This window comes from Fictibacillus sp. B-59209, assembly GCF_036216745.1.
GTDB lineage: Bacteria > Bacillota > Bacilli > Bacillales > Fictibacillaceae > Fictibacillus_C > Fictibacillus_C marinisediminis.
Genome location: NZ_JARMMC010000003.1, coordinates 21,118 through 32,955, shown reverse-complemented (window position 1 = coordinate 32,955; position 11,838 = coordinate 21,118). Strand labels below are relative to the sequence as shown.

Genomic DNA, 11,838 nt, shown 5'->3' with positions numbered 1-11,838 from the left:
GCTTTTAAGCTGATGATTGGATTTCGTTACTTTACAGTAATTTTAGTAGATTTGCTTTTGTTGCCTGCTGCATCAGTCGCAGTAACATAAAGAACCGTTCCGCGTTTTTGGGCTTTGATCGTAGCTTTGTAGGCACCTGAAGAGCTCGCCGCCGCTTTTCCGATAACAGTCTTCCCTTTTTTAACTTCTATTTTTGATTTCTTTTCTGCTTTTCCGGTAACGTATTTATCGTTACTATTGACTTTATTTACCTTGGGAGCAGCCGGAGCAACAGCTTCGAAGGTAGTGAACTTAACACTGTAAGGCTTTGCTGACCAGTGGTTGTTCGCTTCATAAACGGTCACATAATTAATGCCCGGCTTCAGTTTGGCATACCATGTTTCTGCTTTGCCCACACCGCTTTTATCAGCAATTTTTTCATAGGTCAGCTTTCCGTCAGCTGAGATTCTGTCTACGGCAACGACCGGATCCATGCCTGCTGTGGCTGATACTTCAATCTTCACATTGTATTCTTTCGTTAATTTAAAACGGTACATGTCCCCATCAAACGGAACATCAAACTTATCTTTGTAAACCGTTCCCTTGCTCATCCACTTGGCTTTTGCCGGAATATCCGTTGTATCTCCAGCAAGATAAGGAAATTTCGTCTCTAAAGCTTTGGCTGCATCAATTCTTCCGTATCCATAAAAATCAGTCAGGCCGGCAGCGTTTTTATAGCCCTCACGATCAGGCTTGAATGCTGATTTTTCAATCATATATTCGACTTGCTGAGGTGTCAGCGCTGGATTTTTCGTTAGTAAAAGAGATGCTAGTCCTGAAACCATCGGCGCGGAAAATGATGTCCCTGAAACATCCTGTGAGCCGTATTTTCCGTTCATAAGCGTCGTCATGATGTTTGTTCCTGGAGCGACAACATCGAGTTCTGGCCCTCTGCTCGAGAACGGAGCGATAACATCGTTGTATCTCGTCGCACCGACACTGATGACCTGCGGATAGGCAGCCGGATAGTTCACACCGTACACTGGATTCTCGTTACCTGAAGCCGCTACCAGAATAATTCCTTTGTGGACTGCTTCCATGATGGCATCATATTCTGCCTGGCTCGGTTCGGCTGATCCAAAGCTCATATTGATGACTCTCGCACCATGATCAATGGCGTAATGAAGACCGGCGATCGCACTTGAATTCGGAATGCTTACTTTCCCGCCAACCCGTACAGGAAGAATCTGAACATGGTTATTTAAACCGCTGATGCCGATCTTGTTGTCAGTCGCTGCGGCTATGATTCCGGAGACCTCAGTCCCGTGGCCGACCGTATCATTGGCCGTTTTAAGGTTGTTCACAAAGTCTTTGCCCTTGAGCACCTTCCCTTTTAGGTCGGGATGAGCAGCATTAACTCCTGTGTCCAAAACAGCAACGATGACCGGTTTCTGTCCTGCTGGCGGATTCACTAGATCTTTTGCCCAGTTGATCTTTTTTAATGCCCACTGCTGGTCATACAGTTTATCGTTGGGCTTTACCGTCTCAGCTGTTCTTTTTGAAAGGTAGTTCGGTTCAGCATATTCCACAGCTTGATCAGCTTTGATCTGTGACAGTGTTCTTTCATAGTTTTTGTCGTTAGGAACCTGGTAAACACTGATTCCTTCTTCTTTCAGGATAGAAGGTGCCGAGGTGGTTTCCAGGCCGTATGAAGAAGATGCAAACGCGTTTCCTTCTTTCGTTTTTACAATAATTTCTCTTTTATTAACGTTAGCTAGATCTATGGATCCGGACGGCTGTTCAATCGTTTCTGTGCTAAAGAATAGGTTTCTTTTCGCAAGCTCTGTTCCTTGCGCATGGACAGCTGTTCCTAATAGGCTTGTACCTACCAATCCAGCAGTTAAAATGGACATCGTTCGTTTAAATGTATTCATTCTCTTCCCCATCTTTTGTCTAATTTTATGCAAGCTTTATTATATCATTTTTCTTTTCTAGTAAAATGAAATATCTTAAAAATATTGGAAATTTTGTTGGTGTGCGGTGCCATGATGTGCGGTGCCAGGCACCGCGATTACACAAGTGTCAAAAGCCGGTGCCTGGCACCAAACTCAAATCACTAAAAGTTACAGCACCGGTGTCCTTCTCACGATCTCGCCATATTCTGCTCCTTCTATGAAACTCTTATAATTGTCCTGCTTAGGGGTTGGGAATTGAGAGAGGATGTAATCGGTTTTCACTTTTACTCCTTGGTCTATTCCCACGGAGATATAGTGCCTGTAACTCGTCCACTCGTAATCTTCTACATTGCATACCATCTTAGCCGCTACAGGGTTTTGATGGATGTACCGGCTGACATCAATTAAATACATCATGGAATCAATGAGAGAAGCGCCATAACGGCCCTGAAACACATGTCCCACCTGATCGTATTTTCGATTAATGTACTTTGCATATTGTGTATTCAGGTATCCCATAGCTTCACCAGGGGGGCTTACGGTTGTTTCCAGAAGGAGATGGGTATGGTTGGGCATGAGGCAATAAGCATGAAGGTTAAAAGGATGGCGCTTGTTTGTCTTTCTCAGCAAATATAAGTAATAGAGGTAATCTTCACGTTCATGAAAAATAGGTGTTTTACGGTTTCCTCTGCAGGTAATGTGGTAGATCGCACCCGGAAACCAGGTTCGTTGTTTGCGCGGCATTACGGGGCTCCTTTCAGGAATTGGGGGATTAAATGATGGGAAGAGATTGATGCAAAACGAAGAGGTAAAATATTATGTTCTACAGCCTGTCTCACTTCCCTGCCTAAGGCAAGAAAAAAATATATGGTGCCAGGCACCGCTAATACACAAGTGTGTAAAGGCGGTGCCTGGCACCATAGTTATCTAAAGTAGCTGTTCAGTCCTTCGGCAATGCCGGCGGCTGCTTTTTGCTGATGAGCGGATGTTCGGACGATCTGCTCTTCACTTTTATTGGATAAGAACCCTAGCTCGACAAGCACACATGGACGCTTGTTGGTACGCAGAACTTGAAGGTTTTTCCCGGCAATTCCACGGCTCTTAAATCCTGTATATTTCACAACGCCCTGCTGTACAAGGGAAGCCAGTCCGCTGTATACAGAACCGGGCTGATAGAACGTTTCAATTCCTGTTCCGGCAGAAGGCCCTGAATTATAGTGAATGCTTACAAACGCATCGACCAAATAACTATTGCTTAATTGCGGGCGTGAAGTTAACGCGATGGCTGTATCGGTGGAGCGTGTCATATAGACCTTGGCTCCTGCCGCTCGCAGCTTCTGAGCTAAAATAAGCGCGGTGGATAACGTTACATTTTTTTCATATGTGCCGTAGCCCGCACCTACAGCCCCTACGTCATAGCCGCCGTGCCCTGGGTCAATCATGATTTTCTTCCCTCTTAATTTGGGGAAACTTGAAGGGAGAGAAAGGTTATTGTCATTAATTTTAGTAAAGGTGATGTAGGCTTTATGTACCCAGCCTTTTATTCCGCTGGATGTTTTGATGTTCAGCCAGTCTCCTTTGCTTGAGTACACTTGCACTTCGGCTCCGGTATTCAGCTTAGCTACGACCTTAAAAGATGTACCCGCGTTTTCTCTTACATTTAAATCATTCGTCGTGACGTATCCTTTTTTAACAGAAGGCTGTACGGTTACCGGAGCAGTCGCTGATAAGTATTTTTTAGACACCCATCCTTTTGTGCCGTTAGAAGCCTGTATATAGCTCCATGTGCTTCCCGGGTCCAAAACCTTTACCTGCTGGCCTTTTTTCAAGGTCATCAACGACTTGCTTGAGGTTGTTGCCTTCTCTCTTAGGTTCAGAGAGCCAGTATTAACATAGGCATAAACCGTTTTAGCCGGTGCAGGGGCAGGGGCCTTGCTGGCTACATAGCTTTTAAGAACCCAGCCTGTTTTTCCATTGGGAGCCTTTGCATTGTGCCAGGAACCTGATGTTTTCAGGATGGTAATCTTTGTTCCTCTCTTCAGCTGCATCAGAGATTTGCTTGTCGTTGATGCCTTCTCTCTCAGCGTTAAAAAAGAAGAAGCGTTCACATAGCCATACACTGTTTTTGCTTTTGGTGCTGAAGATGGCACAGGAGCTTTCGTAGAGATGTAGCTCTTGGACACATAGCCTTTCTTGCTTCCGGCTGCCTGAATATAATACCAGGAACCTGACGTTTTTAAGATGGTAACCTTGTTTCCTTTTTTCAATAGCAAAACGGATTTGCTGGAGGTCGTGGCCTTTTCCCTCAGATTGAGAGAGGAAGCCGTCACGTATCCTGTTTTTGTTGCAGAGGATGCGGATACGCTGATTTTTTTCAGATATTTGGATGATACCCAGCCTGTCCCCTTTTTCAAAGTCACCTGAGACCATCCGTTAGACTCTGCCTTAATCGTAACGGCTGCATCCTTTTTCAGTTTATCGATAATACTGCTGCTGGTACTAGGCTTCGATCTGACATTTAGAATCGATGCTGTAACTTTTGCTTTTGTTTGGCTCGCTGCAGCGTCTGCATGTGTGGTAAAAAGAGATAAAATAAATGCCAGGATGAGAGCCAGTGAAGTAAACTTTCTCAAAAGCTGTAAGCCCCCTTTCTCACTTTCTATCTTTTCTACTAATCTTTTTCTACTATTTCTATCGGCAAATCGACGGAAAAATCCACCAAATTTCTACTAAAAATTCAGGTGCCAGGCACCGCGTTTTGACATATGTGTAATCGCGGTGCCTGGCACCAGTTTATTTCACTGCCGTTACTTTTATGGAATAAGGGTCTTTAGCCCAATGGTAGTTGTTGTCGTAAACAGTGAGATAATACGTGCCGGCAGTCAATGAAGCCGTGAACGACTCTTTTCCGTTTAATCCTCGGGCATCATGGGGTTTTTCATTGATGACCCTGCCGTTGCTGTATTTATCAATCCATACCGTACTGTTAATGCCGGCTACCCCGCTGACATCGACTCTGACATTGGTTTTCTTGGAAACTTTGAATGTAAACCAATCAACGTCGCTCGGGGTATCGAACTTATCGCTATATAGCTTGCCAACAGTCACTTTTTTCGATTTTGAGCGCCGATCACCAACATCATTCTTTAAACTAGGAAGCTTCGTATAGAACGGTTTGAGAGCATCTGCCCGGCCATATCCATAATATTGATTCCATTTTCCTTTATATTTGGCAGGTAAATAGGCAGAGCTCTCAATCAGATACTCCACATCATCAGGATATAAAGAAGGTTCTTTTGCAAGAATTAGTGAAGCAAGGCCGCTGACAATCGGTGCGGAAAAAGATGTACCATCAAAATAGTCATACTCTCCATCGATTGCCGCCGTTAAAACATCTGTTCCCGGAGCCACGATGTCCAGTAATTCTCCGTAATTGGAAAAATCAGCGATACCGTCGTTGGGAGTGGACGCCCCTACACTTAGAACCTCTGGATAGGCTGCAGGATAACCTACAGAATCATCTTCATTTCCTGATGCCGCAACAAGCACAATTCCTTTTTCATAAGCAGAACGGATAGCATCATATTCAATGTCCTCATACTCACTTCCGCCATAGCTCATGTTGATCACATCAGCTTTTTGTGAAATGGCATAATAGATTCCCTCGACGCAATCACTCGTTGACATTCCTTCTTCATCCCCTACACGGACTGGAAGTATATCAGCATACGGATTGATTCCAGCCATGCCTATACCATTGTTTACAGTAGCCGCAATGACACCTGCGACAGCTGTTCCATGGCCGTCATAATCCATGGGATCGCTGTCTTCGTCGTATGTATCGTAGCCAGATAACACTCTTCCTTCTAAATCCGGATGAGTGTAGTCAACACCTGAGTCGATAACAGCCACCTTTATCCTCGCCTTTGGTGATAGTCCAAGCCATGCGTTTGTTACTTTCATTTTGGGAAGCGGCCACTGATAAGAATAAAAAGGATCGTTCGACATTTTCTTGACCATATAATCTGGCTCGGCTGATTCTATGCGAGCTGACCGCTTTAATTTTCTTAGAGTTCCTTCATAATTTAGCTTTTTCGGAATTCGAACCACCTTAAGATTCTCTTTTCCTAAAATAGAAGAAGAATCCGCGATCGTAACACCGAACCCCTTTACAAGTTCCTCATTCGACAGCGTGGTCTTTACGATGGCCTGCCTGTTTTTTACGTGATCATTAGAATGATTACTCAGTATATGGATCTTGCTGCTCGGTTGAAAAGACTTCTTTCTTCGCTGCCAGTTCTCATCATCCGCTGAAGCTGACGTACTAAAAGAACTTAATAAAATACTGGCCAACGCAACTCCTGCCATAAAACGACTGTACTTTTTCACACTGCTGCCCCTCTTCATCTTGTTTGATTTAACGGTGTTACCATTTTTATATCGGGTATCATCCTCCATAATTTAGAAAATATAGGTAAATCATCATACCTTAACTCTAAAAAAACCTGCGCGACTGAACACTTAGAACCTGATAATTTACTATTAATTACAATTATACAATATATTACAAATATGGTGCCAGTCACCGCGATTACACACTTGTGTAATTGGGGTGCCTGGCACCAGATATTAGGGTGTGGTACATTGGAATAAGATTTAACAGTGGAAGGCGGTATAAAACGATGGAGCATTTTCTTCTTTTTGTGGTCATGGCGGTTTGCCTGATTATTCTTCCCGGCCCTGATACAGCCATTGCCACGAAAAACACGTTATCTCTAGGAAAGACTGGCGGTTTTAAAACCATGCTTGGAACATGCGGCGCCTTGCTCATTCACACCGTAGCAGCTGTTGTAGGCCTGTCTGCCATCATTGTGAAATCGGCAATGCTTTTTTCTATTTTCAAGTATGCTGGGGCGGTCTATCTGATCTACATCGGAATAAAGTCGCTCTGGGCATTAAAGGACCGGAATATTGAAACAGCCTATTCTGCGGAACCTGCAGATCAAACACCCGGAATCCGAAAGTCCTCATCTTGTTTCAGACAGGGATTCCTTACAAATCTTCTAAACCCAAAGGTCGCACTTTTCTTCCTAACGTTCCTTCCGCAATTTCTTGAACGCGGCAGCAACGCCTTTGTGCAATTTTCCATTATGGGTCTCACCTACACACTTCTGACAGCGGCCTGGTTTTTCTTTTACATCTATTTGATCAACCAGATCAGTGTCTTTATGAAAAGGCCGGCGACTCAGCGTGTCATGCAGGGAGTAACGGGTGTGGTACTCATCGGCTTCGGCATGAAACTCGCTTTAGAAAAGCAGAACTAAACAACGCCTCACCAATCCTCTTGAAGCTGCCAAGAGGATTTTTTTTGTGACATAATGTTACAAATTGAAGCATTACGGGTATTGATTGGAAAGTTATTTTCATCATTTAAATATTTCACACTTGTAAGGGAGGGGAAGAAAAATGTTTAAGGTAGTTGGTGTTTATAAGACAGAACAAGAAGCAGTGGAAGAACGGAATCAACTGAAACCGAAAAACGAAAACAGCACATTTTTAGTCGTTGGGCCTTATGAGACCATTGAAGAAAAAGAAGATAACGAGCAGATCATACAGCATTTTTTGGACCAATCCGACAACTCATCCTTCTCACAGAATCTCTCAGGAAAAGAGAGACTCGTCTTTCTAGGAGTAGATCATAAAGAAGCGGAACATTACGGAAACCACCTCGAGACAGGGGAATTTTTATTATTGAGAGAGTAAGGCTCCACTTCATCACAAAAAAGGCATCCGTGCTTCGTTGCACAGATGCTTTTCTTATTTTAAGCCTCTAAAGAATCATTGTTTTTAGCCTGGCGGATTTCATTGTAAAATTCAGCTGAAGATGCGGACATATAAGGCGTCAGCCAAAGAAACCCGATAAACAGTGCCACAACCGCCAGGATCACCCAGCCGATAAAACTAAGCTGAAGAAGGAAGTACTTCCACTTGTAGCCGTCCATTAATCTGCGGCTTTCGGTGATGGCACCCGTAATCGAAATCCCCGGGTTGTCTTTCAAGACATAGAATGTTTGCGAATAAGCAAGCCCTTTGATAATACCCGGAACAATCAATAGCAGGGTCCAAAGAACTGTGAAAATCCATACCAGGATCGTTGTTCCAATAATCTTTAAGAACGTACCGATGTCCAAGAAAGGCTGAAACATGTTCTTCACTTCTTGAGGCTCACGCCTTATAAGGCTCAGAAAGACCCAGCTAAAGCCAATCGTGATTGGGTAAACAAAACCGTTAATAATCCAAGAAAAGATATATGCTGATAGATTTCGTTCAGCTCCATTAAATTCGTCCTTTCCTCCCAATACAAAAAAATCAATCAAGTTAGGAAGAAAAAACGTAAAGATTCCCAAAAGGAACGTCAATAGAACCGCAAAGCCCCATTTGTTTTCCAGGGCAACCCTTGCTTCCTTTTTTATTTCTCCGATTCTCATGCCTCTTTCACCTTACCTTTTTTGTTTCAATTCTTTTTGCAAAATAGTTATTCTTTGGAAAAAGCCATTATATCACAAGCCATTTTGCAGTATGCTCTTTTTTTAGGTGAAGGGCTTCTTCTGATCGGTCCAGCCAGTCGGCAACTAAAGCATTGAAGACTGCGGGCTGTTCAATCTGCAGGTTGTGCCCCGCCCGGTCCAATACAGCAAAAGATGCACGAGGAAATTGATCCATGATGGCCCAATGATCTTTGAAGCCGACAACAGCATCCTGCCTGCCAGTAAAAAACAGCACAGGCTTCTCAAAGGGTTTCTGTAAGTCGATAGAAAAGGTAAAAGCGTAGTTCTTCTTTATTTTTTCCAGAAAAACAGGATCTGCCAGCATCACACCTGGTATGATTTCTTCCCTCGTTCGTTTCAGTACATATTCATCCTGTACAACTGCTATAGACGCAAACTCCCTGGCTTCTTCCAACGGAAGGGATGCGATTAGCTGCTCATCTGTTTTAATGACCGTATGCTCCGGCAGCTCTCTTTTTTCATGTTCTGCGTAGATCGGTGAACAAATCGTGAGCAAGCCTTCTACCCTATCCCCCATTTTAGTCATGACGCCTCTCGCCAGATAGCCTCCATAGGATTCACCAGCAAGTAAAAAAGATTGTCCGGGTATTACTTTTTCAATAAAACGCAACACAACATCCAGCATATCATCCGTCCCGGTCAGCCAATACTCCCCTTTGGTCCGGCCCATCCCCGGCAGATCCAAATAGATTCGCTGAAACCCGCTTCGGTCTTTAAAAACCGGCTCCATACAGCCTTCCATCAACCGGTAATCCGGTGAGAAACCATGAATCATGATGATGGGCTTCCCTTCCCCATGTACCTCATAATGAACCTGAATATCTCCAAGATCGCAAAACATGTACATCGCCCTTTCATTGACGGTGCCATCGCGTGGTGCCAGGCACCCAATTTTACCTTCAATTCCTATCCTCATTTTAACATTACTTCCTGAAAAGAAGGCTTCATTCACCCATTTGCCGAATAAGAATGTGGTGCCAGGCACCACGATTACACACATGTCAAAACGCGGGTGCCTGGCACCAAAATAACAAAACTCCGAAACACAGCAAAAAAGGTTAAGAATTACTATCTGCTGCACATTAAGATAGAGTCATGAGGGAGGCGGATGTATGGATTACTTCAACAGCATTCAGAATACGATTGACTATATTGAGGAGAACTTGGAAGAACCCTTGACGCTTCCGGACCTCGCCAGGATTGCCTGCTTTTCGCCTTTTCACTTTCACCGCGTCTTTTTGATGCTGGTCGGCCACCCGGTGATGGACTACATCCGGAAAAGAAGACTTGCACACGCAGCGGACCTGCTTGTCCATTCAGAGCTTAAGATTGTGGACATTGCCTTCAGCTGCGGGTTTTCTTCCCACGAATCCTTTAACCGGGCTTTCAAAAAGCTATTCGCGGTGACACCCACACAATTCCGAAAAGAGAAGCTGTACACCTTTACGCTTCCTGAAAAAGCCGCCCTCATCAAAAAACCTATTGTAGGAGGACCATTTATGCAGCCGAAAATTTATATGAAGCCTGAATTTAACGTCATCGGTTATGAACTCAAAACCACTTCTGAAGATGGTAAAAATCTAAAAGAAATCCCTGTCTTTTGGCAGACCTATTTACAAAACAATAAGATGAGAGAAGCTATCCCCAACAAGAAGGACCCTTCAGTGGAACTCGGCATCTGCACAGATTTTAACCAGGAAAACGGCTCGTTCAGTTACCTGATCTGCTCTGAAGTTACGGATTCCAATAACGTTCCTGAAGGCCTTGTGGCCAGGACGTTCCCAGAAACCAAGTATGCAGTGTTCACTACCCCGAAAGTTGCAGAAAACGAGTTTTCCGACAGCATTCAGGCGACATGGCAGTACATTTTCAAAGAATGGTTCCCTTCTTCCGGCTACGAACATGCCGGCGGAGTTGAGATCGAGCTGTACGATGAACGAAGCATAAGCCCTGAATCCAAACAGATGGACATTCTGGTCCCTATAAAATAACATGCAAAGAAGACGGCAATCTCCTGAACCATCAAGGAACTGCCGTCTTTTCAGTACGTTTCTTTTTAAATATTTTATAAAGTTTCTATAAATAATTATTAAGAATGTCGAATTCTGTTGCTCTCTTTCCTTCTTCATTGTTATGGTGTTCATGAATTGCTTAGGAACGCCACATTTTTCAGGAAAGGGGGAAAATACCCTTGATTAAAGAATGGAACCTGTTACGCACCCTAGCCTGTTTAAGCATTGTATTTCTGCACAGTACATCGCTGACAGCTGTCTCTGTCGGAGGTTATCCTGCGTCCGGGGTTTACAGCCTGCTGCGTATCGCTCTATGTTATGCCACACCGACGTTTGTCATCCTGTCTGAGATCATCCTTGCAAACCGCTATCCCGATCAGCTTCCGAAAAACTTTTGGAAAAAGCGTGTGAAGTGGATTCTTGCTCCGTTTCTCGCCTTTGCCGTGATCGATGCACTGGTCAGCTATCATCTCAACCCGAATATCGATATCGCTGTTATGATTAAAAACAATCTACTTGGAAATTACGAAGGTTACTTCGTTCTGATCATTTTTCAATTTTATATCCTGCATTATTTTGTCACGAAATACAACATCAAGATGAACTGGCTGATCCCAATCAGCATTCTTGTTATGAGCCTTCATTTTAAATTGATGGAAGGCCAGCACCCATGGATCAAAGAGAATTTATCGTATTTAAAAATTCCGTTTACGGCATGGTTTGCGTATTTTACCATTGCTTATGCGATTGGAAAAAATTACAAAGCGATCGCTGCCAAGCTGCAAGAATACCGATACCACACGCTCTTTGGGGCAGTTCTGAGTCTCGCTATTGTCTTGATTTTTTACAAATCAGGTTATGTCAGCGTCGGATCGAAGCGTTTAGATCTGTTTCCATTAACCGTATCGCTTAGTCTCCTCGTTCTGGCTTGGGGCCAATTGCTGCCAAATATTAAAATCGTGAACTTGATCAGCAATTACTCTTTTGGCATTTATCTCATCCACTGGCAGGTTCAGCGCTATCTTGCACCCTATACGGCTCAATGGTTCGACCAAACCCATCTGCAAGTATTTTCGCTATTCTTTATTACGCTTTTAATTTCAATGGCGATCATAAAAGTAATATCCTTACTGCCGTTTGGATCGTATGTGGTAGGCAATACTAACCGTAAAATAAAAACGATATCTCCGAAACTGGTCAAAACAGCATAGCTTCTCCCAAAAGCAGATGTCCCCTCCAAGACATCTGTTTTTTTACGGCCATTCATCCCTCGAACACTTCGTTGGCGGATGTTTAGGCTTACTGTATAATAGGTAAAAGATA

General features: G+C 43.7%; 10 protein-coding genes. 4 read left to right on the top strand and 6 right to left on the bottom strand.

Annotation, left to right across the window (positions count from 1 at the left end; all coding sequences use genetic code 11):
• Nucleotides 1-26 precede the first annotated feature (26 nt).
• The 4 genes from P4361_RS01310 to P4361_RS01295 form a co-directional block, all read right to left on the bottom strand.
• Entirely contained in the window at nt 27-1,913 is a 1,887-nt protein-coding gene (locus P4361_RS01310; protein ID WP_328087987.1) for a S8 family serine peptidase, read from the bottom strand.
• A gap of 189 nt (nt 1,914-2,102) precedes the next feature.
• Nucleotides 2,103-2,678 carry a transposase gene (locus P4361_RS01305; protein ID WP_328087984.1) on the bottom strand — a complete coding sequence of 192 codons (576 nt, stop codon included), beginning with the start codon at nt 2,676-2,678 and terminating at the stop codon, nt 2,103-2,105.
• Nucleotides 2,679-2,857: 179 nt separating this feature from the next.
• Entirely contained in the window at nt 2,858-4,567 is a 1,710-nt protein-coding gene (locus P4361_RS01300; RefSeq protein WP_328087981.1) for an SH3 domain-containing protein, read from the bottom strand.
• Between the two features lie 160 nt (nt 4,568-4,727).
• Nucleotides 4,728-6,323 (bottom strand): S8 family peptidase, encoded by a 1,596-nt coding sequence (locus P4361_RS01295; protein ID WP_328087979.1) that lies wholly within the window; start codon nt 6,321-6,323, stop codon nt 4,728-4,730.
• Nucleotides 6,324-6,616: 293 nt separating this feature from the next.
• Here P4361_RS01295 and P4361_RS01290 point away from each other — a divergent pair, with 293 nt between their 5' ends.
• Both P4361_RS01290 and P4361_RS01285 read left to right on the top strand, forming a co-directional pair.
• The gene (locus P4361_RS01290) at nt 6,617-7,258 is read left to right on the top strand and encodes a LysE family translocator (RefSeq protein ID WP_328087976.1); all 642 of its coding nucleotides are present in this window, start codon (nt 6,617-6,619) and stop codon (nt 7,256-7,258) included.
• Between the two features lie 142 nt (nt 7,259-7,400).
• Nucleotides 7,401-7,697 (top strand): hypothetical protein, encoded by a 297-nt coding sequence (locus tag P4361_RS01285; protein WP_053356925.1) that lies wholly within the window; start codon nt 7,401-7,403, stop codon nt 7,695-7,697.
• A gap of 59 nt (nt 7,698-7,756) precedes the next feature.
• On the opposite strand, the gene P4361_RS01280 is transcribed toward P4361_RS01285, so the two are convergent.
• Together P4361_RS01280 and P4361_RS01275 are read right to left on the bottom strand one after the other, a co-directional pair.
• Nucleotides 7,757-8,422, bottom strand: coding sequence for a DUF975 family protein (locus tag P4361_RS01280; protein ID WP_328087973.1), 666 nt, complete (start codon nt 8,420-8,422; stop codon nt 7,757-7,759).
• A 67-nt stretch (nt 8,423-8,489) separates the two neighbouring features.
• The gene (locus tag P4361_RS01275; protein ID WP_425590214.1) at nt 8,490-9,419 is read right to left on the bottom strand and encodes an alpha/beta fold hydrolase; all 930 of its coding nucleotides are present in this window, start codon (nt 9,417-9,419) and stop codon (nt 8,490-8,492) included.
• Nucleotides 9,420-9,615: 196 nt separating this feature from the next.
• Between P4361_RS01275 and P4361_RS01270 the strand changes: the two genes are divergently transcribed.
• Together P4361_RS01270 and P4361_RS01265 are read left to right on the top strand one after the other, a co-directional pair.
• Complete coding sequence (locus P4361_RS01270) at nt 9,616-10,494, top strand: AraC family transcriptional regulator (RefSeq protein ID WP_328087972.1); 879 nt, start codon at nt 9,616-9,618, stop codon at nt 10,492-10,494.
• A gap of 200 nt (nt 10,495-10,694) precedes the next feature.
• A complete protein-coding gene (locus P4361_RS01265) occupies nt 10,695-11,726 on the top strand; it encodes an acyltransferase family protein (protein WP_256224666.1) in 1,032 nt (343 codons plus the stop codon).
• The last annotated feature ends 112 nt before the right edge of the window (nt 11,727-11,838 follow it).

Excerpts from the sequence above, each read along its gene's own strand:
- P4361_RS01275 (WP_425590214.1), bottom strand. The coding sequence starts at position 9,419 with ATGAGGATAGGAATTGAAGGTAAAATTGGGTGCCTGGCACCACGCGAT.
- P4361_RS01310 (WP_328087987.1), bottom strand. The coding sequence starts at position 1,913 with ATGAATACATTTAAACGAACGATGTCCATTTTAACTGCTGGATTGGTA.
- P4361_RS01285 (WP_053356925.1), top strand. The coding sequence starts at position 7,401 with ATGTTTAAGGTAGTTGGTGTTTATAAGACAGAACAAGAAGCAGTGGAA.
- P4361_RS01290 (WP_328087976.1), top strand. The coding sequence starts at position 6,617 with ATGGAGCATTTTCTTCTTTTTGTGGTCATGGCGGTTTGCCTGATTATT.
- P4361_RS01270 (WP_328087972.1), top strand. The coding sequence starts at position 9,616 with ATGGATTACTTCAACAGCATTCAGAATACGATTGACTATATTGAGGAG.
- P4361_RS01280 (WP_328087973.1), bottom strand. The coding sequence starts at position 8,422 with ATGAGAATCGGAGAAATAAAAAAGGAAGCAAGGGTTGCCCTGGAAAAC.
- P4361_RS01305 (WP_328087984.1), bottom strand. The coding sequence starts at position 2,678 with ATGCCGCGCAAACAACGAACCTGGTTTCCGGGTGCGATCTACCACATT.